The organism is Garicola koreensis, from assembly GCF_014195445.1.
Classification (GTDB): domain Bacteria; phylum Actinomycetota; class Actinomycetes; order Actinomycetales; family Micrococcaceae; genus Nesterenkonia; species Nesterenkonia koreensis.
Genome location: NZ_JACIBT010000001.1, coordinates 947944 through 971588, shown reverse-complemented (window position 1 = coordinate 971588; position 23645 = coordinate 947944). Strand labels below are relative to the sequence as shown.

The window sequence follows — 23645 nt, the reverse complement described above, 5'->3', positions numbered from 1 at the left end:
GGTAGCGTCATGGGAGCCCGGGCCGTAGAACTGCGGCCGGGCAGTGGTGGTTGCGCAGTGGTGGCTGCGCAGGCGAGGGGCCGGCTCAGGCGAAGATGGTGGGGATGACCGGTTCGCCGGAGGAGAGCCGGCGCGCCTCAGCCGGCAGCTGGTGGACCGAAGCCCGGTGCCGGTGGCCGGCGCGCCGCACACCCTCCTCGCCCGTGCAGCCAGGCTGGACCTCCCCGCCGATCACCAACGGGACCTGCAGGGTCCGGCCGGTGTATCCGGACTCTTCAACAGGAGCCTCGGCTGAGATGACCTCCGCCTCGGCCCGGCCGTCCTCGCCGATGCTGCGCAGCACAGATTTGGAGCCGCCGATGCTGGTCTTGCCGGCCGAGGCCTTCTCCACCGGAACCGGCCGACCATCAGCATCGGCACGCTCCACCAGCTTGTAGACCATCGACGCCGTGGGCGCCCCCGATCCGGTCACCAGCCGGGTTCCCACCCCGTAGGAGTTCACCGGCGCTGCGGCCAACCCGGCGATCGCGTGCTCATCCAAGTCGGAGGAGACGACGATCTGGGTGTTCTGATTGCCCAAGGAGTCCAGCAGGCCCCGCACATCGTGGGCCTGCTGCACCAGGTCCCCGGAGTCCAGCCGCACTGCGCCCAGTTCGGGCCCGGCGATCTCCACGGCCTTGCGGACGGCGGCTTCGACGTCGTAGGTGTCCACCAACAAGGTGGTGCCGGCGCCGAAGGCCTGCACCTGAGCGGCGAAGGCCTCCTCCTCGGAGTCATGCAGCAGCATGAACGAATGTGCCGCGGTGCCCACTGTGGGGATGCCCCACTCACGGCCGGCCTGCAGGTTGGAGGTGGCGGCGAAGTTCACCACCGCAGCGGCACGGGCGGCGGCGACGGCGGAGTGCTCCTGGGTGCGCCGCCCGCCCATCTCCAGGCAAAGCCGGCCCCCGGCCGCCAGCGTCATCCGTGAGCCGGCTGAGGTGACTGCGGAGTCGTGGTTCATCACCGAGAGGATGAAGGTCTCCAGCAGGCAGGCCTCTGCGAAGCTGGCGGTGACCTTCAGCACCGGCGAGTGCGGGAAGTACGCTTCGCCCTCGGCGTAGCCGCTGATGTCACCGGAGAACCGGTAGTCGGCGAGGAACTGCAGGGTGGCGTCGTCGACGATGCTCTCCCGGCGCAGGTACTCCAGCTCGGCCGCCCCGAACCGGAACTGCTCCAGCCCCTCCAGCATGCGCCCGGTGCCGCCGACCACCCCATATCGGCGCCCCGGCGGCAGCTGGCGGGCGAACACCTCGAAGGTGCATTGCCGGTGCGCAGTCCCCGAGCGCAGCGCGGCCTGCACCATGGTGAGCTCGTACTGGTCGGTCAGCAGGGCAGTGGAGGCAGAAGCATCAGTCACAGCATCTATCCTAGGTGCCACTTAGAATGGAGCCATGAGCACCACAGCCGGATCCACGCTGACTGATGAGGCCACAGACCTGGCCACGGACCTGCGCACCCTGCCCCAACGCCCCTACCAGGTGGTGGTGTGGAACGACCCGGTCAACCTGATGTCCTACGTCTCCTGGGTGTTCCGCACCTACTTCGGCCACTCCAGGAAGCGCGCCGAGCACCTGATGATGCAGGTCCACACCGACGGTCGGGCCATCGTCGCCTCCGGTGCCCGGGAGGAAGCCGAACGCGATGTCACCGCCATGCACAACTATGGGCTCCAAGCGACCCTGGAAGGGGCGGAGTAGACCCATGGCCCGTGCGTTCCGCGCCACCACCCGTGGCTATAAGGCAGACCTGGAGACCCATGAGCGCCGGCTGCTCTCCCAGCTGTGCGCCGATGTGATCACCATGCTCCAGCAGCGTGGTCAGGACATCGCCGGCGAGGAGAGCCCCGACGACGAGTTCGCGCACTTCCGCGCCGAACTGGCGGGCCTGGGTGCCGGCCTCGATGAGGAGGACGACGGCGGGCTGCAGCCTCCGCAGGACGCTGTGCTTGCCCGACTGCTGCCCGACGCCTCCGCCGACCCCGAAGAGGCCGCCCAGTTCCGCAGACTGGCCGAAAGCTCGCTGCGCGAATCCAAGATCGCTGACCTGCGCGCGGCCCGACTGGCCCTGGAGAGCAACACGGTCGCGCTCAGTGAGGCGCAGGCGCCGGTCTTCGGCCGCGCGCTCAATGATGTTCGTCTCACCCTCTCGGCACGGTTGGGCATCGAGACCGAGTCCGACGCCGAACAGGTCCACAGCGCCGCGGGTCAGGGATCGGCAGCCACCACCGAGGAGTTCATGGGAGAGCTCTACGCCTTCTCCACCTGGCTGCAGGAGACCCTGTTCTCCGCGATGCTCGATGTCTTACCCGACGATCAGTGACGATAGGCTGAGCGACGATGCGACTGACCATCATTGGCTGCAGCGGCTCGTTCCCGGGCCCCAACTCACCGGCGTCCTGCTACCTGCTCAGCGCTGAGCATCAGGGCAGGACCTGGCGGATCATCCTGGACCTGGGCAACGGGGCCCTCGGGCCGCTGCAGCAGCACATCCCGCTGGAGACCATTGACATGGTCTGTCTCAGCCACCTGCACCCCGACCACTACATGGACCTCTGTGGCCTGCACGTGGCGGTGCGCTGGCGTCCCGACGGGTGGCCCGCAGAGCGGATCCCGGTCTACGGGCCGGCTGGCACGGACCAGCGACTGGCCGCCGCCTATGGGATGGACCCTGATCCGGGGATGCACCAGGACTTCAGCTTCAACACCTGGACACCGCGGCAGCCGGTGACGGTGGGTCCCTTCACCATCACCCCGGTGCCGGTGCGCCACCCGGTGGCTGAGCCCTATGCGCTGCGCGTGGACTGCGCCGAGGACGACGGCACCGTGCGGACCCTGACCTACTCCGGAGACACCGACACCTGCCCGGGCCTCACTGAAGCTGCCCAGGACGCCGACCTGTTCCTCTGCGAGGCCGCCTACCAGGATGAGCGCGATGAGCACTTCGAGGGCATCCACCTCACCGGCGCCCGGGCCGGGGAGGCCGCCGCCGAAGCGCAGGTCAAGCGGCTGCTGCTCACCCATATTCCGGTGTGGACTGACCCGCAGACGCTTATTCACCACGCCCGGGACTCCTACGAGGGCCATCTCTCGGTGGCGGTCAGCGGCGTCACCTACACCGTGTAAACACCTGTCCTATCACCACCATGAGGAGACGTATGACGCAAGAGTATGTGCGCACCGACGGCCGTGGGGTCGACCAGCTGCGTGAGGTCACGATCACCCGCGGGTGGTCCGCCCACGCCGAAGGCAGCGCCCTGATCGAGTTCGGCGACACCCGCGTGCTGTGCACCGCCAGCTTCGAGTCCAGCGTGCCCCGCTGGCTCAAAGGCAAGGGCCGCGGCTGGGTGACCGCAGAGTATGCGATGCTGCCGCGGGCCACCGACACCCGAAGCACCCGGGAGTCGGTCAAAGGCAAGATCGGCGGCCGCACCCACGAGATCTCCCGACTCATCGGCCGCTCCCTGCGTGCCGTGGTCAATCTGGAGGCACTGGGGGAGAACATGATCACCCTGGACTGCGATGTGCTCCAGGCCGACGGCGGCACCCGCACCGCGGCGGTCACCGGAGCCTTCGTCGCCCTAGCCGACGCTGTGGAATGGGCGCGGGACAACAAGCGCGTCGCCAAGCGCGCCGAGGTGCTCACCGACTCGGTCTCCGCGGTCTCGGTGGGGCTGTTGGCCGACAACACCGCCGCCCTGGACCTGCCCTACGCCGAGGACTCCACGGCGGAGACCGATATGAACGTCGTCGCCACCGGAAGCGGCGACTTCGTCGAGATCCAGGGCACCGCCGAAGGCATGCCCTTCACCCGTGAGCAGCTCAACGACCTGCTGGACCTTGCCGTTATCGGCACCGATCAGCTCACCCAGATCCAAAAGCAGGCGCTGGCCGAATGAGCGGACCGACACCCGGAGCACGCATCGTGCTGGCCACCGGAAACCAGGGCAAGCTCGCCGAGTTCCGCGACCTGCTGGCCGCCCAGCCGCAGCTGGCCCACCTGGACCTGCAGGCCGCAGTGATCGACGCCAAGAGCGCCGGCCTCGGCGAGGTCGCCGAAACGGGGGTCACGTTCGAACAGAACTCGCTGCTCAAGGCCCGCGAGGCGGCCCGCCGCACCGGCCTGCCCGCCGTCGCCGATGATTCCGGGCTCGCAGTCGACGTCCTGGGTGGGGCGCCGGGCATCTTCTCTGCCCGGTGGGCGGGTCGGCACGCCTCCGATGAGAACAACCGCCAGCTGCTGCTGGAGCAGCTGGCCGATATCGGCGACGAGCACCGGTCTGCGGCCTTCGTCTGCGTCGCCTCCCTGGTGATCCCCGACGACGAGGGCGCCCCGTCCGCCGAGCACACCGCGCAGGGCCGGATGGAGGGCACTCTGCTCACCGAGGAGCGCGGCGGCGCCGGATTCGGCTATGACCCCATCCTGCAGCCGAGCGGGGAGACCCGATCCGCTGCCCAGCTGAGCATGTCGGAGAAGAACGCTCTCTCCCACCGCGGCGAGGCGTTCAGCGCTCTGGCAGAGAGAATCGTGGAGGCACTGACCTAAAGCATGAACCCTGTAAGCTCCCTCGCCGGCCTGCGCCCGCCCCGGGTGGCCGGGCTGAACTTCACCGCTGTGGACTTTGAGACCGCCAACGGCTTCCGCGGCTCACCGTGCGCCATCGGCCTGGTCCGGGTCCGCGACGGAAATGTTGATGAACTCTACTTCCGCAGGATCCGCCCGCCTGCAGGCTTCGACCGGTTCGACCCGCGGAACTCCGCCGTCCACGGCATCACCGCCCAACGGGTCGCCGACGAGCCCCGCTTCGCCGAGGTGTTCTCCGAGGTCGCGGCATTCATCGGAGACGACACCTTGGTGGCCCACAACGCGGCCTTCGACGTCGAGGTCTTCGAATCGTCCCTGGAGGTCTCCGGTCTGGACTCACCGGGACTGCGCGCCCTGTGCTCGGTGCGCCTGGCCCGGGCGGTGTACAAGCTGGATTCCCACACGCTGCCCAACGCCGCGGCCGAGGCAGGCTTCCATCTCAAGCACCATCACCATGCGCTCTGGGATGCGCGTGCGGCTGCGGCCATCGTGGTCGACATCGCCCAGCGCGAGAAGGTGGGCGACCTCCACGCGCTGTTCGGCCGACACTTCATCGCCCCTCAGGAGTGCGAACCCTGGAAGGCTCCGCGCGACTACGAGTCCCGCGCCACCAGGCAGGTTCGCAGCTACGGCAGCATCTTCGACGCGAGCCTCGCGGGGGCGGACGGCACCGGGGTGGAGGATGATGCGCTGCCGGAGCTGATGCAGTGGCAGGACGAGGGCCCCAACCTGCCGCCGAACCCCGAGGCGGACTCCCAGCACCCGCTGTTCGGCCACCACGTGGCGTTCACCGGGACCCTGGCGGTGCCGCGCACCCAGGCCAAGGCTCTTGCGGCGCACTGCGGGGCGACGACGTCCTCGCGGGTCACCGGCTCCACCACGCTGCTGGTCATCGGCGACGGGTTCGCCGTCGAAGACCTCGACGAGCAGCACCAGGCGGCCCTGGGGAAGGGACACCCGCTGAAGGCGCGCAAGGCTCGTGAGGCGCTGCAGCGGGTCGGTGAGGGCCAGTCGATCCGGCTCATCAGCGAGAGCGACTACCGGCAGATGCTGGGGCAACTGTGGCCCAGCGGCACCGGGACGGCTGACACCGGGTCAGCTGACGCCGGTCCAGCTACTGCGGCGCAGTGACGGCCTCCCAGCGCTGAGCCAGTTCCCCCACGACGCCGAAGAGTGGGTGACTGCCCGGCTGCGCAGTGGGCGCATCCGCCTGCGACCGAGGTTGGGGCCCGGGTTGGTGCGGGGGGTGCTGCTGGGGTGAACTGGCCCGCTGGTGCACATCGGCGACCAGCGCGCGGCTGCGCTGCAGCAGATGAGCGCCGCCGTGGGTCATCGACACGTTCTGCTCCACCCACTCCATCCGCATCTGCTCCTCGATGTAGGGCACCAGGCCCAGCGGGGCCAGGCGCAGCAGCACATCGGTGTCGCCGGTATCCGGCTGCGCCGGTGCGGCGGGGTAGTGCAGCTGCCCGGCGGACAGGCTGCTCAGCGAGGTCTCGCCGGTGTGCTCGGTGATGCGCAGCGCCCCGGAGGCCAGCAGCCGGCTCAGCGCGGCGTCGGTATCACGCGGCGGCGGTTCGGGCGCCTCGTCGGGGACATGACCGGTGACCAGCCGGTGCCAGCGCAGCCCGGCCAGCCACATGCAGGCCAGCGGGTCGGTCCCCACCCCCTGCTGGGACCAGTCCAGAACCTCCAGCAGACCGTCGGCCAGGCAGATCCGGTGCAGCAGCTCGGCGTGCAGCTGGACCACCCCGTCGGCGGGCTGCGGAAAGCCTTCGAGCAGTTCGGGGTAGAAGCGGGAGATCAGCATCTGGTCACTCACGGGTCCCAACCTACCCACGGATCCCAGCGTACCGGCCCGGCGGTGGTCCGTCGGTTTGTCCGGCCTCGGCTATAGCGTGGGGGTATGCGATTGCTGCACACTTCAGACTGGCACCTCGGCCGTGGGTTCCACGGAGCCTCGCTGCGCGCCGATCAGGCGGATATGCTCACCACCGTCTCCTCGACCGTGGAGGAGCAGCGGGTCGACGTCGTGCTGGTCTCCGGCGACGTCTACGACCGGGCGCTGCCGCCGGAGTGGGCGGTCAAGGAGCTCGAGGACGCGCTGGTGAGGCTCTCGGCCTCCGGCACTGAGGTGATCGTCACCGCCGGCAACCACGACTCGGCCCAACGGTTGGGCTTCGGCCGCGGGCTGATGACCGCCTCGGGGGTCCACATCCGCAGCGCCCTGGAGGATTCCTGGACCCCGGTGGAGCTCACCGACGACGACGGCGCCACAGTGCTGGTCTACGGCGTGCCGTACGTGGAGCCGCAGCTCTACGCCGCCGAACTGGGGGTCCGCGCCAACCACACCGCGGTGATGACCGAGATCACCGACCGGATCCGCGACGACGCCGCGCAGCGCCGGGCGGGTATGGGAGCAGAGTCTCGAACGGGTGCGGCGGCAGAGCCGCGGGTGGTGGTGATGGCCCATGTGTTCGCCGCCAAGGGCACTGCCAGTGAGTCCGAACGCAGCATCGGCGCCCCGGCGGTGCCCGAGCAGTCCTTGGATCACCACCAGGAGAGCATCGGGGGCCTGGCAGTGGTGCCCCTGGAAGTCTTCGACGGCTTCGACTACGTGGCCCTGGGGCACCTGCACGGCCGCCAGCGGCTCAGCGGCCGCATCCGCTACAGCGGCTCGCCGCTGCGCTACTCGTTCTCTGAGGAGCACCAGGCCAAGGGCGCCTGGCTCATCGACACCGAGGCTCTGCAGGATCCGGCCGAGGCGGTCACAGCGGTGGACTGGGCGATCGGACGGCCGGTCAGGCGCCTTACCGGCACCTTGGATGAGATGCTTGATGCCGAGCAGGTGGCCCAGTGGGCCGAGGCGTTCGTGCAGATCACGCTGACCGATCCGCAGCGTCCGGAACGCGCCTACCCGCGGCTGCGTGAGGTGTATCCGCACCTGATGTCCTACCGCTACGCCGGTGCCGGCACCCAGCAGCGGTACTCCACCTACTCCCAGAAGCTGCAGGAGGCAGAGACGGAGTACGACGTCGTCGTCGGCTTCCTCAACCATGTGCGCCACCGCGCGCCCAGCACGGAGGAGACGGCCACCCTTGAGGCGGCGCTGGAGGCTGTCCGATGAGGTTCCACCACTTGGAAGTCTGTGCGTTCGGGCCCTTCGCCTCGACCGAGCGGGTCGACTTCGATGCGCTGAGCTCCGACGGGCTGTTCCTGCTGCGCGGTCCCACCGGCTCGGGAAAGACCTCGGTGCTGGATGCGCTGACCTTCGCGCTCTACGGTGATGTGCCCGGCGAACGCTCCAACGACCGGCTGAAGTCCCAGCACGCGCCCGCCGACCGGACCCCCTACGTGGAGCTGGAGTTCTCCTCCGGAGAGGACCGGTACTGGCTGCGCCGCCAGCCCACGTACTACCGGCCGGCCAAACGCGCCGGAGCCAGTCCCCAGCGGGAGGGAACCGCACTGGTCATCAAACGGTTCTCCGGCGGCGGCTGGCAGCCGGTTCCCACAGCCAGGGTCGCTGAGGGTGATCTGGAGCTGCAGCAGATCATCGGGCTGAAGATGCACGAGTTCACCAAGGTGATCCTGCTGCCCCAGGGGGCCTTCGCCAAACTGCTTCATGCCTCCAACGAAGAGCGTCGGGCCATCTTGGAACAGCTGTTCGACACCGGCACCTACGAACGGTTGGAATCTCACCTGTGGGAGCAGATGCGAAAGGCCGAAACCGAGCTGAAGGACGTCGAATCCCGGGTGGATGCCCAAGCCTCGGGGGTGCGCACTGCGGCGCAGGCGCTGCTGGCAGACCAAGCCGCCGAGCTTGAGGAGGTGCAGACCCAGGACCTGAGCGCTGAGGTGATTCGGCGCGGACGCACCGAGCAGGCCGCGCTCACCGAGTCGGAACGGGCTGCGGAGTCCACCATGACGCAGGCCGCCGCGCACGCCGAGGAGCTCAGCCTCGCCCGCCAGCAGCTGAACCGATGGGCGCAGCACCGGCAGCGCAGCGATCGGCTGGAGGAGACCCGCAGCGCCGCCGAGGGGGCCCGCCGCCGCATCGCGGAGCACACGGCAGCTGCTGGAATCCGCGACTGGATGAGCACCGCTGAGCAGGCTGACCGTGCCCACGTGAAGGCCCAGCAGCACGCCGATCAGGCGGTGCTCGAGGCCCAGCAGGCGCTCAATGCGCAGCAGGACATCGCTGCCGTCTCCCTGACAGCAGAGGGTGCCGCTGACAGCCAAGCGCTGAACGCGGCTGTGACCGAGCTGGTTCAGCTCCACGTGCGGCTCAACGACGAGGAGGCCGCTGAGGCCGAAACCCGCCACACCCAGCTGGTGACAGAGGTCCAGCGGGCGCAGCGCTCGGCGGCGCAGGCGCACCAGCGGCGCAGTGAACTGGGGGAGCAGCTCGAGGCAGAGCGTCAGCAGCTGCAGCAGCACCGGCAGAAGCTGGTGGACCCCGAGGTGCAGCAGAGCAGACGCGACACGCTGCATGAGAACGTGGAGGCCGCCCGTGGGCGCACCGAGCTGATCAGCGCCCGAGACCGTCTGCAGAGCCGGCTGCAGCAGGTGGTGGAGCGCATCTCCGCGCGGCAGAAGTCCTGGGAATCCGCCCGGCAGGCCCACCGCGAGGCCTCGGAGACCTACCTGCGCTTCCACGCTCACCAGCTGGCCGAGTCTCTGGAGGCGGGCCACCCGTGCCTGGTGTGCGGATCCGTGGACCACCCTGAGCCGCTTGCCGCCACCGAGGGGACGATCACCGACAGTCAGGTTGATGCTGCCGCAGAGGCGCTGCACACCGCACAGGCGGATCTTGAGCAGGCCCGCGCCGAATACCGCACCGCCGAGGAGTCCCTGGACCAGGTGCGGCAGAGCTTGGGCGACCATCGCGACACCACCGAGGAGGAGGCTCGGAGACTGCACCAGGAGTCAGCTGATCAGCTTGCCCAGGCGGATGCCTCCGGGGCCGCGCAGCGGGCACTTCGCAAAGACATCGACGCGCTCACCTCCCGCTCAGCCGAAACCGCGCAGCAGCACACCGCAGCCACGCATCAGGAGCAGCAGAGCACTGAGGAGGCGCAGCGGCTCAGCGCCGAATCGCAGCGTCTGCACAGCCGAATAGAGCAGCTGAGAGCCTCACACGCCAGCCTCGCCGACCGACGGGCCGCCCTGAACGAGCTGAAGGCCGTGCTGACCGATGCGCAGCAGGCCGTGCAGAGTGCCGGCGAAGCCGCAGGCCAGGCTCGCCGCAGCGCCCAGGCCGCCCAGGAGCAGCTGGAGAAGTCAGTCTTCACCTCCGCTGAGCAGATCACCTCCGCCCTCTGCGCAGAGGATGAGCTCGCCGCGCGGCAGAAGAGCGTCGCAGAGTTCGACGAGGAGGCAGCGCAGCTGAGGTTCGACGCCGAGCTGGAGGACGTGCGTGCCGGGTCTCGTCGCGCCGAGAACCAGGAGCAGACCCCCACAGAGGACGCGGTGACCCAAGCCCAGGCTGCGGCTGAACAGGTCAAGCAGAACCACCAGAACAGCCACCACCAGCTCACCGCCTACACCGCACGGTTGGAATCGCTGCGCGAGTCCACCGACGCACTGGAGCAGACGCTGGCTCGCCGCGCGGATAAGACCGAGGATCTGATGCGCCGAGCAGACCTGGCCAGAACGATCAACGGCCAGGGGGAGAACACCCTGCGGATGCGGCTGACCACCTTTGTGCTCGCCGCCCGGCTGGAACGCATCGCTGAAGCCGCCACCCATCACCTGAGCACCATGACCTCGGGTCGTTATCAGCTGCTGCTGGACGCGCAGCGCCCCGGACGGGGGCTGCGCGGCCTGGACCTGCAGGTCTACGACGAATACGCCGCCCAGCAGCGGCCGGCCGAATCGCTCTCCGGGGGCGAAACCTTTATGACCTCGCTGGCCATGGCGCTGGGTCTGGCAGAAGTGGTGCAGTCCGAAGCCGGCGGGATCGGCATGGAGAGCCTGTTCATCGACGAAGGATTCGGATCCCTGGATGACCACACCCTGGAGGCGGTGATGTCGGCGCTGCACACCCTGCAGGGTGAGGGGCGACGCATCGGGGTGGTCAGCCACGTCAGTGAGATGCACCAACAGATCCCGGTGCAGCTGCGGGTGGAGAAGACCCGCACCGGCTCCACCCTGCGCACGGAACTGCCCGCATGAGCCCGGGGGAGCGGCTGCTCTCACTGGCGGCCAGGCTGCCTGCGGCGATGCTGCCCTTCGCCGCAGCATTGGGTCTTGCCCATGCGGGATATCTTCCGGCACTGGGCGCCGCGGCTGCCGCACTGGCCGGCTGCTGGGTGGGACAACTCGGCGCATCCTGGCTGCTTCACCGGGTCCACGCGCGGCACGTGATGCTGTGCGCCGCGGTGATCTACGTGGTGCTCAGTGTGCTGCTCATCGTCGCTGTGGAGCAGCAGACACTGTGGGCCGCCGTGCTGCTCTCCGGCGTTGCGGGGCTCACCGCCCCGCCGGAACGGATCATCGTGCGCAGCCGGAGGCTGGAGCGGACCGCAGTGGGCACCGGGCTGCTGCTCGCCGTGGTCTGTGGGTTTCTCTCCGCCTGGACGGTGCCGCTGGTGGCAGCGGCCTTCCTCGCCGCCACGGCAGTGCCGGTGCTGGTGATGACCAGAGTTCAGCCGCCCAAAAACTCCAGCACCGCAGACTTATAGTCCCGGGCGGTGAGCGCGTTGACGTGATTGCGGCCGGTCAGCTGCACAAAGCGCGCTGGTTGGCCGGCGGCCTCAACGAGGTTCGCCAGTTCAGCCGAGTCGGCGGCGATCTCATCGCGGGTGCCGGCGACCACCAGAGTCGGCACGGCAGGAACACCGGTCGCCGGATCATAGGCCTCAGCGGCCAGGCTGAGCCGAAGCTCCACCACATGAGGAAGATTCTGCCCCGGTAGGGCAGCAGCCACAGTCACCAGCTGCCTGGTCGTCTCATCCTGTGGTTCCGCACCCCCGGCAGCCCAGGCGCGGGCCTGCTGCGCGTCAATCTGGTCGACGTCGCCTCCGGCAGGGGCTCCGCCCATCACCAACGACACCACCCGCTCGGGGTGCTGATGGCTGAACTCCCAGGCGATGCGCGATCCCAGAGAGTAGCCGTGCACCGCCGCCGCACCGCCGGCCTGATCCACCACCTGCGCCAGATCATCCACCAGGTCCGCGTTGCGCAGACCGGCCGGGTCGACATCCTCGGAGGCCCCGTGGCCGGGCAGGTCGACGGCGATCACCGTGCGGCCGGTACCGGCCAGCGGGTCCAACCAGCCGGTCTTCACCCAGTTGAACAGCGTGTTCGACGCGAAGCCGTGGATCAGCAGTATTGGTTCCGCCTCGGGCTCAGCGTGGGCCCAGGTATGAACGCTGAGACCGTGTGCCGTCCGGTAGGACTCTGGGGCGGGATAGCGAAGGGTTCCCATGGGTGGCGCCGCTGGGCTCAGCCTGCAAGCTTGAGGGTCCGCTGGCTGTCGGAGCTGACTTCCTGCAGCAGCTGAGGATCGTCGTTGAGCAGGCGCCCGTAGGAGGGGACCATCTCCTCCAACTTCGGCCTCCAGGACTCCATCTTGGAGGGGAAGCAGCGCTCCAGCAGCCGGAACATGATGCTCGGCGTCGTTGACGCGCCGGGGGATGCGCCCAGCAGCCCGGCGATGGATCCATCGGCGCCGGTGACCAGCTCAGTGCCGAACTGCAGCATCGCCTTGCCGTTCTCGTCCTTGCGCATCATCTGCACCCGCTGGCCGGCGGTGATCATCTCCCAGGCATCTGCCGGGGCATCCGGGTAGAACTTGTAGAGCTCCTCAAGCTTCTTCTTCTGTGACTTGGTGACTTCCTTCAGCAGGAAGGTCACCAGCTCCCAGTTTCCGGCTGCCACCCCGAGCTGGGTGGCCAGGTTGTGCGGCCGCACCGAGAGCGGCAGGTCCAGGTACGAGCTGGACTTCAGGAAGTTGGTGGAGAAGCCGGCGTAGGGCCCGAACATCAGGGCTCGGCGGCCGCCGACGAACCGGGTGTCCAAGTGGGGCACGGACATGGGCGGAGCACCCTTGGTGGAGGCCAGCCCATAGACCTTGGCGTGGTGCTGCTCGGCCACCTCGGGGTCGGTGGTGCGAAGGAACTGCCCGGAGACGGGGAACCCGCCGATGCCCCGGATCTCATCAATGCCGGAGGACTGCAGCAGCCCCAGCGCCCCGCCGCCGGCGCCGACGAACACGAAGGGGGCACTGGCGTTGAGCTTCTCACCGGCTGAGGAGTTCTTGGCCCGCACGTTCCACTGGCCGTCGGAGGTGCGTGAGACGTCTTTGACCTCGTAGCCGTAGTGCAGGTCCAGTCCGGAGGTCTGCAGGTGCTCCGCCAGCTGGCGGGAGATGGCGCCGAAGTCCACGTCGGTGCCGTCGTCGAACTTTGATGCGGCCACTGGCTGGGACGGGTCCCGGCCACCGGTCAGCAGCGGGGCCCAGTCACCGATGGTGTCCATATCTTCGGTGTACTCGATGTTCTCAAAGAGCGGCTCGGCGCGCATCGCCTCGTAGCGGTCTTTGAGGTACTGCACGTTCTCATCGCCCCAGACGAAGCTGATGTGGGGCAGTGAGTTGATGAAGGTTCGAGGGTCGCCCAGGGTGCCGTTGTTCACCCAGTGGGACCACAGCTGTTTGGAGACGTGGAACTGCTCGTTGATTCCGGCGGCCTTGGCAGTGGAGATGCTGCCGTCGGCCCCACGCGGGGTGTAGTTGAGCTCGCAGAGGGCCGCGTGGCCGGTGCCGGCGTTGTTCCACGGGTCGGAGGCTTCCTCCCCGGCGCTGTCCAGCGATTCGAACAGTGCGATGCTCCACTGCGGCTGCAGCTCCTTGAGGATTGCCCCGAGAGTGGTGGACATGATGCCGGCGCCGATGAGGATCACATCGTAGCGCTGTGTGGAACTCGTCGTCACTGACTCGCTCACAGAATTCTCCTTGGATGCTGATAGAGGTTCGTCCCTGACCTTACCCGCGTGCTCAGGGGTGGAGAAATTCACTGCTGCTCGTTGAGCACAATCTCGTTGAACCGTTCGTTGAGCACCGGCGACATCGGATAGTCAGCCACCCGTGGGCCCAGCGCCAACCCAGAGATGGGGTAGGCCAGCGGCAGTGCGGGCAGGTCCTCAGCAATCACCTCCGCGGCCTCCCGGTAGAGCTCGGTGCGCGGTTCTTCCTCGGTTTCGGCACGAGCGTCACGGAGCAGCTCGGAGAGTTCCTCGTTGGTGTAGTTGAATTCGCGGCTGACCTGTCCGAACAGTCTCCCCAGGAAGGCGTGGGGGGAGCGGAATCCGCCGCTGCGGCCCAGCAGGTGCATCGCCCGGTCACCATCACCCATCAGTTGATCTATGTAGCCGTCGTCCCATCTGACCGGTTTGGGAACTATGGTGAACCCGGCGGCGGTCAGATCCGCAGCGATGGAGGCGAAAACATGCTCCGGGCGGGGCAGATAGTTCCGTGTGGTCGCTATGGGATAGTAGAAGGTCAGCGGTTCGCCGTCGTAGTCGGAGTCCTGCAGCATCTCTTGGGCCTCGGCGAGGTCGTAGCTGTAGGGCTCGGCGGCATCCGAGTGGACACCCATTGCCGGTGGTGTGAATTGGTAGGCCGGCCGGGTGCCGTCCAGAAAATAGTCCTCCACCAGGGCCTGGCGGTTGATGGCCAAGGCTGCGGCCTGGCGGACGTCGTCGTCGGCCATCACCGGGTGGGCCATGTTGAACCCCAGGTAGAGGACGGAGAACGGGTCGCGCTGCAGGATCAGCCGGCCCGCCTGCAGCAGCGAGCGCAGACTGTCGGCGGTGATGCCGTCATAGACGTCGACTTCGCCCCGGTTGAGTTCGCGCAGCCGGTCGAAGGACTTTGGAAGTGGCCGCACGACCACCTCATCGGGTCCGTTCAGGCTGCCCCAATAGTCGCTGTTGGTCTCCAGCATGGTGTCCTGGTCTTCGGTGGGCACAAACCGGTAGGGGCCGGTGCCCACCGGGGTGCGTGAGACCAGGCCCGGGTCGGAGTCGGTCAGCACGGCGGCGGAGGCGATGCCGAAGGCCGGAAGCGTCATCGCCTGCAGCAGGAAGGCGACCGGTTCGCTCAGGGTGATGACGACGGTGCGGCTGTCTGCGGCCTCCACCGACTCCAGTACGCATGCGTCGCTGCCGATGAACCCGCCGAACACCGTGGGGAAGGCCAGTGCGGTCGAGCGGCTGATGTTGCCGAACCCATAGAGGTAGTCCAGCCGGCCGGTGCGCTCAATGTTGGCTGCGACCACCTCGGCGGTCAGTTCGCTGCCGTCGTGGAAGGCGACGTCGTTGCGCAGAGTGAAGGTGTAGGTCAGCTCGTCGTCGCTGATCTGCCAGTTAGTGGCCAGCAGTGCGGCCACGGCCCCGGTGTCCGGTTCAATGCCGAGCAGGGGTTCGAAGATCTGGCGCAGGATCCGTTGCGTCTCAGTGTCGGTGGACAGCCCCGGGTCCAGGGACTGCGGCGCCGACATGGAGGCGACCACAATGCGGCCCTCACGCCGGGCGGACTCGTCGTTCGTCTCCTGCGACGACGGCGCAGGCGCGGCTGTGCCGCTGCTCAGGGTCACAGCACCGCCGGCAGCAGAGGCGGCCCCGAGGAAGTGCCGCCGGGAGAGCGCGTTCATCGGCGCCACCGAATCGTCAAGCTCGGGCGCCTGGCAGCTGTGGAACCCGGCACTGCGAGACCGGGCGGCTGCGTGAGGAAGGATGCTGAAAACGGCACGGGGCAATGCTACCGCCCCCGCAGGAGGATGACCGTGCCGTCACGTGAAGCACAGCACCGTTGCCGGCTTGTGTCGGTCGTGCGGCGTACACTAGGACTATGTTCATGAATGTCGAGGAAGTCGAGCAGGCGCTCCTCGCTCTCGATGAGCATGATCGTGTTGCCGTGATCCATCGCGGCCTGCGAAGCCTCGACACTGAGGATGCGAACGTGGATCAGGCCGAGGTCGATGCGGCCTGGCGTTCCGAGCTTCGGCGTCGCATTGACGACGTTGAAAGCGGCAAGGTCGAATTGGTGGACGTGGACGAGTCGCACGCCCAGTTGCGGGCCGAGTTGGCAGCCCGCCGCAAGTGAGGGTGGAAAGGCGCGAGCATCCCGAGGCGCGCGATGAACTCCGCGAAGCCGCGTACTGGTACGACGACCGGGAACCAGGCTTGGGCGAGGACTTCTACGACGCTATTGACGAGGCGATAGCCCGTATCTCCGACTGGCCGCGCTCCGCGCCCATGTTTCCCGACTGGGTGGACAGTCCGACTGTGCGCAGCATGGCGGTTCCGGTGTTCCCGTACCGGGTGCTCTACTACCTCGCCGATACCAGCTTCGTGATCCTCGCCTACGCGCACGAGCGACGTAAGCCGAGATACTGGCAAGACCGGCTCGACCGCTGAACCGCTGACTATGGAGGGGCCGAATCGGCACGGCGGACTGCGGTTTTCAGGCCTCGTCGCGGTCGATGCCGGCGACTGGACGAAGACGAAGCCTCCCAAGGCCGGCAGCGCCCGTGTGCGCGAGGGGGGACTTGAACCCCCACGTCAAAGACACTGGAACCTAAATCCAGCGCGTCTACCAATTCCGCCACTCGCGCTCAAGCATCGCCGCACAGATGACGACGACGCCTCAGTCTACAAGGATTCAGGCTGCGAGCTTGTCGCGCAACCGAGCCACGTGACCGGTGGCCTTGACGTTGTACTGACCCAGCTCCACGCGGCCCTGCTCATCGATCACCACTGTGGAGCGGATCAGTCCTTCGGAGACCCGGCCGTAGTTCTTCTTCTCACCCCATGCCCCGTAGGACTCGGCCACCGCATGATCCTCATCGGCCAGCAGCGGGAAGGTCAGCGACTCGTCGTCGGAGAACTTCTTCAGTGCGCTCACCGGGTCCGGGGACACTCCGAGCACCTGATAACCGGCAGCCTGCAGAGCAGTCAGGGAGTCGCGGAAGTCGCAGGCCTCGGTGGTGCAGCCGGGTGTGGCGGCCTTCGGGTAGAAGTAGACGATCACCTTCTGCCCGCGGTAGTCACCGAGCGAGACGGTGCTGCCGTCCTGCGCGGTGAGGGTGAAGTCCGGTGCGGCATCGCCGGGCGCCAGGCGCGTGCTCATAGGTGTCTCCTTCATCGGTTGTGGGTATGACCTCACTTTATCTGCGCGTGACCTGAGATCTCTACACTGTGACTATGGTCATACACACTGAGCGCACCCGCGAGGAGGAACGCGTCGTCGCCGCCCTGCGCGGAGTCTTTGACGCCTCGGTGATGAACTTCGGCTCCTACAACCTGCTCTACGCGCGCAACATGGTGGATCAGTCCACCCAGCCCGACGACGACGCCGCACCCAGTGCTGCAGGCCCCGGAGAGGCCGAGGTCTCCGTTCAGGAGGCGGTGGCTCGGGCTGCGGGTCTGCTCATCGGCTACCGCCGAGAGCCGGTGGAGCTTGTGCTCTGCCCGGTGGACACCGATCAGGTGCTGGACCGACTGGGGGAGTACGACGACGCTGTGGCCATCGCCGAGGTGCCCGCGCTGCTGAACCTCACCAACCTGGCCGGTATGGCCACCGATGAGTCATCGGTTGAGATTCTCTTCTCCACCGGACGGCGGCTCACTCTCCGCGTGGATCCGGTGGTGCAGTTTCCCCAAGTGCCGGGCCTGTCAGTGCGTCAGCACTTGGACGTGGAAGACTTCTACGACTTTCTGGACCATTTCATGGACCAGGTGGAACAGACACAGCCCTGAGCAGACACAGCCCTGAGCCAGCAACATCCCTGGGCAAGTGCACCGAGACACGGATCACTGATCCTGAAGTGGCGCAGTGCGCTGAAGCGGTGATAGGCTGACTTGTCGTTGCCCACGGAGCTGGGGGACGTTTTCATGTGAACCTCTGACGAGGTGCGGGCCTCTAGCTCAACTGGTTAGAGCACCAGACTCTTAATCTGTAGGTTCCGGGTTCGAGTCCCGGGGGGCCCACTCAGATCGTTCACATTGGCAATCAGGCCGCTGATCATGGCGATCGGCGGCTTTTTTGCATTCCGCATCTGGGGCCCACTCGCTCGCTGATCCTGCCGGGCAGGCAGCGCTCGCCGTTGAAGGAGAATCCTGTGTCACAGCCGTCCGACTCTGCGCCGACTCGCGTCTCAGGCGCACCGGAGGTTGATCGTTCGCACTCGATTCTGGCCGCCCTGAAGTCGCCGCGCCGGCTGCGCACCGAGGTGCTGGCGGGTCTGGTGGTCGCCCTGGCGCTGATCCCGGAATCGATCGCCTTCTCCATCATCGCTGGCGTCGACCCCAGGGTCGGGCTCTTCGCCTCCTTCACCATGGCAGTCTCCATCGCGTTCCTGGGCGGACGACCGGCCATGATCTCAGCTGCCACCGGCGCCATCGCCCTGGTCATCGCCCCAGTGGTGCGCGAGCACGGCCTGGACTATCTGATCGCCACGGTCATCCTCGGCGGGATCCTGCAGGTCCTGCTCGGTGTGTTGGGCGTGGCGAAGCTGATGCGGTTCATCCCGCGCTCGGTCATGGTCGGCTTCGTCAACGCCCTGGCGATCCTGATCTTCATCGCCCAGCTGCCGTATCTGATCGATGTGCCGTGGGTGGTCTACCCGCTGGTGCTGCTGGGGCTGGCGATCATTATGCTCTTCCCCCGGCTGACCAAGACGGTGCCGGCACCGCTGGTGGCCATCGTGGTGCTCACCGCCATCACAGTGACCACGGCGATCGCAGTACCCACCGTCGGCGATGAGGGTGAGCTGCCGGATTCGCTGCCGCAGCTGCTCATCCCTGATGTGCCGTTCACCCTCCAGACCGTCCAGATCATCGCCCCCTATGCGCTGGCCATGGCCGTGGTGGGGATTCTGGAGTCGCTGCTGACCGCGAAGCTGGTCGACGACGTCACCGACACTCACTCGAATAAGACCCGCGAGTCCTGGGCGCAGGGCGTGGCGAACGTGATCACCGGCTTCTTCGGCGGGATGGGCGGCTGCGCGATGATCGGCCAGACCATGATCAACGTCAAGGCCTCCGGCGCCCGCACCCGGCTCTCCACCTTCTTGGCCGGGACCTTCCTGCTGATTCTGGTGGTGGCCCTCGGTGATGTGGTGGCGATCATTCCGATGTCGGCGTTGGTGGCAGTGATGATCTTCGTCTCCTGGGCCACCTTCGACTGGCACTCGGTGCGGCCTTCCACGCTGCGCCGGATGCCCAAATCCGAAACCACGGTGATGCTCTCCACCGTGGTGGTCACCGTCTGGACCAGCAACTTGGCCTACGGCGTCGTCGTCGGGGTGCTGGTGGCCATGGTGCTCTTCGCCCACCGGGTCTCGCGCTTCACCACGGTGACCCGGCGTGACACCAACGACGACGACGGCAAGCGGCTCTACCAGGTGGAAGGGGAGCTGTTCTTCGCCTCCTCCAACGACCTGGTCTACCAGTTCGACTACAGCGGCGACCCCGATCACGTGGTCATCGACTTCTCCAAGGCTCGCATCTGGGACGCCTCCACGGTGGCTGCCCTGGACGCGGTGCAGACCAAGTACGAGGCCCGCGGCAAGACGGTCACCATCCTGGGCATGGACCCCGACAGCGCGGCACGCCACGGCCGACTCTCCGGCAATTTGGGTGCCGAGACCTGATGCGCAGACCCTTCAGCAGTGCAGGTCCTCTACCAAGAGGGCAAGGTGCAGTGCCTGAAGCACGTCGTCGTCCAGCTTCCGCCCAATCAGACGCTCCAGCCGACGCATCCGCGAGTACAGCGTTGGTCGACTGATTCCCAGCTGTGAGGCGAGCTCGGCCTTGGTGCCGGTGGGGGAGGCCAAGGCCCTGATCAGTGATCGCAGCTCTGCGGCGTGGGGTCCACGTATCCGGCCCAGCTGAGCCGAGACGAACCACCGGGCAGCCTCCGGATCATTCAGCCGGGCCACCAGCCCCAGGGCGCCTAAGTCAGACGCCTTCCAGTATCCGCGGTCGGCGGCGGCATCGCTCAATCCCGGGAAGCGCTCACTGCGCGGAAGGACAGTCTCCAAGCTGGACAGCACATGGTGGGCTGATTCCAATTCGGCCACTGCCCCCAGGATGGTCGAGCTGGGGTTACCGGAGGCGATGACGAAGGTCGGAAGGGCGTCGGGTGCTCGAGCAGCATCTGTGGCATGCCGCAGCGCTGTGCAGAAGGTTGATTCGGCGGAGTCACCCGCGCCGTGGGGCAGTGCCAGCAGTATTCCCAGGTCGTTGAAGGGCGATTCACCGGCCAGCGCCCGGGTCTGTGAGCGTGACGAGACTGCTCGCACCGTTTGTGCGACCATTTCGTGGGCCCTGGACCGTTCTGCAGCAGCCAGAGTCCGGGTCGGACGGAAGCGAAGCAACAGACTTCTGTAGTGGGCGGTGGCAGCCATGCCCAGCATCTGGGACCGCTGAGCTGCTTCCTCCACGGAGTCGAGCTGCCCACCTGCGATATCACCGATGAGATGGGTAGAAGCTTCGAGAAGCGGGTCGTAGGAATCGGCACTGGACTCGTGGGCAATGTGCCGAGCGACGAGGAACCGATGGAAGTGTTCGGTGATGTCCACGAATCGCACCTGTTCGGTGAACAGAATGACCGGCAGACACCGTTCCGTCTCTGAGAGTCTTTCCTCCACCACGGTGCGCAGCGCCTGAAGCAGCCGGTGACGGTCGGAGAGGATCTCAACAGCCAGCGCTGAGGTCTGGACTGAGTCGAGGTCGTTCAGGTACGTCCGCAGGGAAGCAACTAGATCGGTTCTCTCTTCGGTGAATCGGGACAGTGTGGAGAGCACGAACTCCTGGCCCTGCAGCAGTGCCGCTGGCCGGGGATCATCGATGGTGTGAACCCATCGAACAGGTGCAGAGAGGTCTGCGGTGGGCGTCAGCAGCTGCCAAGGGGCCTCGAGAAAGGGCGGCAGTCCCACCACGTCTGAGACTTTGAGCTGCGCGGCCTCCGGCGTTCTCCTCATAGGTTTACAGTATGTAAGAAAATACCGGAAGAAGCCAACATCCTGTCACTGTGATCACGGGCACGATGTCGCTGATGATGGAACCATGACTAACACACCACATCTGATCAACGGCCAAGAGGTTATGCCCGCAGACTCCAAGACCGCCGAGGTGGAGAATCCGGCCTCCGGAGAGGTGGTGGCGCGCATCCCGCTGGCGTCCACTGCTGAGGTGGACCAAGCGGTCGGCGCCGCCAAAACAGCTTTCGAATCCTGGAAGTCCTTGTCGCTCTCCCGTCGTGTCCAAATACTGTTTCGTTACCGGGAGCTGCTGAACGCCCGGAAGGATGAGCTGGCTGCCATCATTTCCCGCGAGCACGGGAAGGTCCACTCTGATGCCCTGGGCGAAGTCACCCGAGGATTGGAAGTTGTGGAGTTCGCCTGCGGTCTCCCGCATCTGATGAAGGGCTCAGCGACCCAGAATGCTTCCACCGCAGTAGATGTCACCTCGTCTCGTCACCCGCTGGGACCGGTGGCAATCATCACTCCGTTCAACTTCCCCGCTATGGTGCCGATGTGGTTCACTCCCATCGCGGTAGCCACTGGCAACACCGTGGTGATCAAGCCCAGCGAGAAGGACCCCAGCGCGGTGAACTGGCAGGTCCAGCTGTGGAAGGAGGCCGGGCTCCCCGATGGGGTGGTCAATGTGCTGCACGGCGGCAAGGATGCCGTCAACGGACTGCTTCACCACCCGGACATCGAAGCAGTCTCCTTCGTCGGCTCCACCCCTGTTGCTCAGCACGTCTACCAGACCGGCACTTCCACCGGGAAGCGTGTCCAAGCTTTGGGTGGCGCGAAGAACCACATGCTGGTGCTGCCAGATGCCAATCTTGATCGTGCCGCCGACAGCGCCGTCTCAGCTGGGTACGGTTCTGCGGGGGAGCGGTGCATGGCGATCTCGGTGGTGATCGCCGTAGGGGATATCGCCGATGAACTGGTGAACAAGATCGCCGAACGAACACGGGGCCTGACCATGCAGGGGGACAACCCAGACATGGGCCCGCTGATCTCCCGTGATCATCGGGACAAGGTCCGCGGGTACGTCGACGGCGCCGAGGCTGAAGGGGCCAGCCTGGTGGTCGATGGCCGCACCTGGTCTGAGTCGGACCAGCCCGAGGCAGCTTTCCTGGGGCCGACTCTGTTGGATCGGGTGACCCCAGCGATGAAGGCGTACCAGGATGAGATATTCGGCCCCGTCTTGGCTGTGGTGCGTGCTGAGACCTACGACGAAGCCCTGGAGCTGATCAACGACAACCCCTACGGCAACGGCACTGCGATCTTCACCCGCGACGGCGCTGCGGCCCGGCACTTCGAAATGGATGTCCAAGTGGGGATGATCGGCGTCAACGTGCCGATCCCGGTGCCGATGGCCTACTACTCCTTCGGCGGCTGGAAGAACTCGCTCTTTGGAGACACCCACGCCCACGGCATGGAAGGCGTGAATTTCTACACCCGCGGAAAAGTGGTGACCTCCCGCTGGGGCGACCCGGCTGAGGGTGGACTGGAACTGGGCTTCCCACAGAGCAACTGAGCGCCAGGGACCACAGAGGCTGACCGAGGACGAAACGAGGAACTATGAGCCAGACGACCCAACGGCAGGAAACCGACGGACGCATCACAGAGGAACAGATCGCGGCCGGAAACCGAGCCTATGAACTGGATCGGGAGCACGTGTTCCACTCCTGGAGTGCCCAGGACCAGATCAGTCCGATGACGGTGCTTGATGCTGAAGGATCCTGGATCTGGGACGGGGAGGGCAATAAGATTCTTGATCTTGCCTCCCAGCTGATCTTCACGAATCTGGGTCATAAGCACCCCAAGGTTATTGAGGCGATCAAAGAGCAGGCAGAGAAGCTGTGCACAGTTGCTCCGCAGCACGCCAACGATGCCCGCTCAGAGGCCGCGCGGCTGATCGTTGAGCGGCTGGCTGGTGACATCAATCATGTCTTCTTCACCAATGGAGGGGCTGATGCGAACGAGCACGCGGTGCGCATGGCCCGGCTGCACACTGGTCGGCACAAGGTGCTCTCGGCATACCGGGCATACCACGGCGGCACCCACCTGGCGATCAACCTCACCGGGGATCCACGTCGGTTCGCCTCGGATAAGGCCAGCGATGGGGTGGTGCACTTCATGCCTGCCTATACCTACCGGTCCTACTTCGGCGCCGAGGACGACAAGCAGGAAGCTGAACGAGCCTTCAATCATCTGCGAGATGTGGTGATGCTGGAAGGGGCTGACCAAGTAGCTGCGATCGTTCTGGAAGCCATACCCGGCACCGCAGGAATCTACCTGCCGCCCCCGGGGTACTTGGAGAGTGTGCAGCAACTGTGTGATGAGCACGGGATCGTGCTGATCTTCGATGAGGTGATGGCTGGCTTCGGCCGAGCGGGGAAGTGGTTCGCCCACCAGCACTTCAACGTGGAGCCAGACATCGTCACCTTTGCCAAGGGCGTCAACTCCGGATATGTGCCCATGGGTGGAGTGGCGATGGATGATGCCATCTATGCCACGTTCGCTGAGCGAGTCTATCCGGGCGGATTGACCTATTCGGGGCATCCGCTGGCAGCGGCAGCAGCCGTGGCTGCCATCAACGCGATGGACGACGAGGGCGTCATCGATCACGCTCAGCGCCTGGGTGCCGAAGTGATCGGCCCACGACTTGAGGAGTTGAAGGATCGGCACCCATCGGTGGGCGATGTGCGCGGTGTCGGGGCATTCTGGGCCATCGAGCTGGTCCAAGATCGTGAGACGAGAGAACCGATCGCTCCCTATGGACAGACCGCACCGGTGATGAACGAGATCATGGCTGAGTGCCGGCGCCGCGGGGCCCTGCCGTTTATGAACATGAACCGGCTGCACATCTGCCCACCGCTGAACATCTCAGAGGAAGACGTTCTGTTCGGCCTTGATGTGGTCGACGAAGCACTCCGCCTCGCCGACGACGTCGTGGAAAGGAAGTGAGCCATGCTCGGGCTGCCTATGACCACAGTT

Annotated in this window: 22 protein-coding genes and 2 tRNA genes; 16 read left to right on the top strand and 8 right to left on the bottom strand. The window is 66.4% G+C overall.

The features are described 5' to 3' along the window. Window positions 1-85 precede the first annotated feature (85 nt). Window positions 86-1372 carry a nicotinate phosphoribosyltransferase gene (locus tag FHX47_RS04550; protein WP_221206063.1) on the bottom strand — a complete coding sequence of 429 codons (1287 nt, stop codon included), beginning with the start codon at window positions 1370-1372 and terminating at the stop codon, window positions 86-88. 61 nt (window positions 1373-1433) lie between these two features. Here FHX47_RS04550 and clpS point away from each other — a divergent pair, with 61 nt between their 5' ends. The 6 genes from clpS to FHX47_RS04520 are packed head-to-tail and all read left to right on the top strand — an operon-like array spanning window position 1434 to window position 5754. After that, entirely contained in the window at window positions 1434-1739 is a 306-nt protein-coding gene (gene clpS / locus FHX47_RS04545) for an ATP-dependent Clp protease adapter ClpS (RefSeq protein ID WP_183357642.1), read from the top strand. A 4-nt stretch (window positions 1740-1743) separates the two neighbouring features. Beyond that, a complete protein-coding gene (locus FHX47_RS04540; protein WP_183357641.1) occupies window positions 1744-2361 on the top strand; it encodes a DUF2017 domain-containing protein in 618 nt (205 codons plus the stop codon). Between the two features lie 17 nt (window positions 2362-2378). After that, the gene (locus FHX47_RS04535) at window positions 2379-3164 is read left to right on the top strand and encodes an MBL fold metallo-hydrolase (protein WP_183357640.1); all 786 of its coding nucleotides are present in this window, start codon (window positions 2379-2381) and stop codon (window positions 3162-3164) included. A 32-nt stretch (window positions 3165-3196) separates the two neighbouring features. Further along, window positions 3197-3937, top strand: coding sequence for a ribonuclease PH (rph, locus tag FHX47_RS04530; RefSeq protein ID WP_221205982.1), 741 nt, complete (start codon window positions 3197-3199; stop codon window positions 3935-3937). Beyond that, window positions 3934-4584 carry an RdgB/HAM1 family non-canonical purine NTP pyrophosphatase gene (gene rdgB, locus FHX47_RS04525; RefSeq protein WP_183357639.1) on the top strand — a complete coding sequence of 217 codons (651 nt, stop codon included), beginning with the start codon at window positions 3934-3936 and terminating at the stop codon, window positions 4582-4584. The genes rph and rdgB overlap by 4 nt, the downstream gene beginning before the upstream one ends. A 3-nt stretch (window positions 4585-4587) precedes the next feature. Then, a complete protein-coding gene (locus tag FHX47_RS04520) occupies window positions 4588-5754 on the top strand; it encodes a 3'-5' exonuclease (RefSeq protein ID WP_183357638.1) in 1167 nt (388 codons plus the stop codon). Here FHX47_RS04520 and FHX47_RS04515 read toward each other — a convergent pair. Next, window positions 5738-6445, bottom strand: a complete 708-nt coding sequence (locus FHX47_RS04515; RefSeq protein ID WP_183357637.1) for a hypothetical protein — start codon at window positions 6443-6445, stop codon at window positions 5738-5740. The genes FHX47_RS04520 and FHX47_RS04515 overlap by 17 nt on opposite strands. A gap of 84 nt (window positions 6446-6529) precedes the next feature. Between FHX47_RS04515 and FHX47_RS04510 the strand changes: the two genes are divergently transcribed. From FHX47_RS04510 to FHX47_RS04500, 3 genes are read left to right on the top strand one after another with little or no spacing between them, the layout of a single operon-like run. Continuing rightward, window positions 6530-7750, top strand: a complete 1221-nt coding sequence (locus FHX47_RS04510; RefSeq protein WP_183357636.1) for an exonuclease SbcCD subunit D — start codon at window positions 6530-6532, stop codon at window positions 7748-7750. Continuing rightward, window positions 7747-10797: an AAA family ATPase gene (locus FHX47_RS04505; protein WP_183357635.1), complete on the top strand. Its 3051-nt coding sequence runs from the start codon at window positions 7747-7749 to the stop codon at window positions 10795-10797. Before FHX47_RS04510 ends, FHX47_RS04505 begins: the two co-directional genes overlap by 4 nt. After that, the gene (locus FHX47_RS04500) at window positions 10794-11306 is read left to right on the top strand and encodes an MFS transporter (protein WP_183357634.1); all 513 of its coding nucleotides are present in this window, start codon (window positions 10794-10796) and stop codon (window positions 11304-11306) included. The genes FHX47_RS04505 and FHX47_RS04500 overlap by 4 nt, the downstream gene beginning before the upstream one ends. Here the strand turns inward: FHX47_RS04500 and FHX47_RS04495 are convergent. From FHX47_RS04495 to FHX47_RS04485, 3 genes are all read right to left on the bottom strand, one after another. Further along, window positions 11270-12052 (bottom strand): alpha/beta fold hydrolase, encoded by a 783-nt coding sequence (locus FHX47_RS04495; protein ID WP_183357633.1) that lies wholly within the window; start codon window positions 12050-12052, stop codon window positions 11270-11272. The genes FHX47_RS04500 and FHX47_RS04495 overlap by 37 nt on opposite strands. A gap of 17 nt (window positions 12053-12069) precedes the next feature. After that, window positions 12070-13569 carry a malate:quinone oxidoreductase gene (locus tag FHX47_RS04490; protein WP_343064298.1) on the bottom strand — a complete coding sequence of 500 codons (1500 nt, stop codon included), beginning with the start codon at window positions 13567-13569 and terminating at the stop codon, window positions 12070-12072. Window positions 13570-13637: 68 nt separating this feature from the next. Beyond that, window positions 13638-15278 carry an ABC transporter substrate-binding protein gene (locus FHX47_RS04485; protein ID WP_246328033.1) on the bottom strand — a complete coding sequence of 547 codons (1641 nt, stop codon included), beginning with the start codon at window positions 15276-15278 and terminating at the stop codon, window positions 13638-13640. A 197-nt stretch (window positions 15279-15475) separates the two neighbouring features. On the opposite strand from FHX47_RS04485, the gene FHX47_RS04480 reads away from it, so the two are divergent. Both FHX47_RS04480 and FHX47_RS04475 read left to right on the top strand, forming a co-directional pair. After that, a complete protein-coding gene (locus FHX47_RS04480; RefSeq protein ID WP_221205981.1) occupies window positions 15476-15730 on the top strand; it encodes an addiction module protein in 255 nt (84 codons plus the stop codon). Between the two features lie 2 nt (window positions 15731-15732). Then, the gene (locus FHX47_RS04475) at window positions 15733-16044 is read left to right on the top strand and encodes a type II toxin-antitoxin system RelE/ParE family toxin (RefSeq protein ID WP_183357631.1); all 312 of its coding nucleotides are present in this window, start codon (window positions 15733-15735) and stop codon (window positions 16042-16044) included. Window positions 16045-16160: 116 nt separating this feature from the next. Here FHX47_RS04475 and FHX47_RS04470 read toward each other — a convergent pair. Further along, window positions 16161-16241 (bottom strand) — tRNA-Leu (locus tag FHX47_RS04470). Window positions 16242-16288: 47 nt separating this feature from the next. Then, on the bottom strand, window positions 16289-16756 hold the full coding sequence (bcp, locus tag FHX47_RS04465) for a thioredoxin-dependent thiol peroxidase (protein ID WP_183357630.1): 468 nt from the start codon (window positions 16754-16756) through the stop codon (window positions 16289-16291). 74 nt (window positions 16757-16830) lie between these two features. On the opposite strand from bcp, the gene FHX47_RS04460 reads away from it, so the two are divergent. From FHX47_RS04460 to FHX47_RS04450, 3 genes are all read left to right on the top strand, one after another. After that, window positions 16831-17385: a hypothetical protein gene (locus FHX47_RS04460; protein WP_183357629.1), complete on the top strand. Its 555-nt coding sequence runs from the start codon at window positions 16831-16833 to the stop codon at window positions 17383-17385. Window positions 17386-17542: 157 nt separating this feature from the next. After that, window positions 17543-17616, top strand: a tRNA-Lys gene (locus FHX47_RS04455). A 200-nt stretch (window positions 17617-17816) separates the two neighbouring features. Further along, the gene (locus FHX47_RS04450) at window positions 17817-19280 is read left to right on the top strand and encodes a SulP family inorganic anion transporter (protein WP_343064318.1); all 1464 of its coding nucleotides are present in this window, start codon (window positions 17817-17819) and stop codon (window positions 19278-19280) included. 12 nt (window positions 19281-19292) lie between these two features. Here the strand turns inward: FHX47_RS04450 and FHX47_RS04445 are convergent, their stop codons facing one another. After that, the gene (locus FHX47_RS04445) at window positions 19293-20612 is read right to left on the bottom strand and encodes a PucR family transcriptional regulator (protein WP_183357627.1); all 1320 of its coding nucleotides are present in this window, start codon (window positions 20610-20612) and stop codon (window positions 19293-19295) included. A gap of 85 nt (window positions 20613-20697) precedes the next feature. On the opposite strand from FHX47_RS04445, the gene FHX47_RS04440 reads away from it, so the two are divergent. Together FHX47_RS04440 and FHX47_RS04435 are read left to right on the top strand one after the other, a co-directional pair. Next, complete coding sequence (locus tag FHX47_RS04440; protein ID WP_183357626.1) at window positions 20698-22182, top strand: CoA-acylating methylmalonate-semialdehyde dehydrogenase; 1485 nt, start codon at window positions 20698-20700, stop codon at window positions 22180-22182. Between the two features lie 44 nt (window positions 22183-22226). Further along, window positions 22227-23615, top strand: a complete 1389-nt coding sequence (locus FHX47_RS04435; RefSeq protein WP_183357625.1) for an aspartate aminotransferase family protein — start codon at window positions 22227-22229, stop codon at window positions 23613-23615. Window positions 23616-23645: the final 30 nt, after the last annotated feature.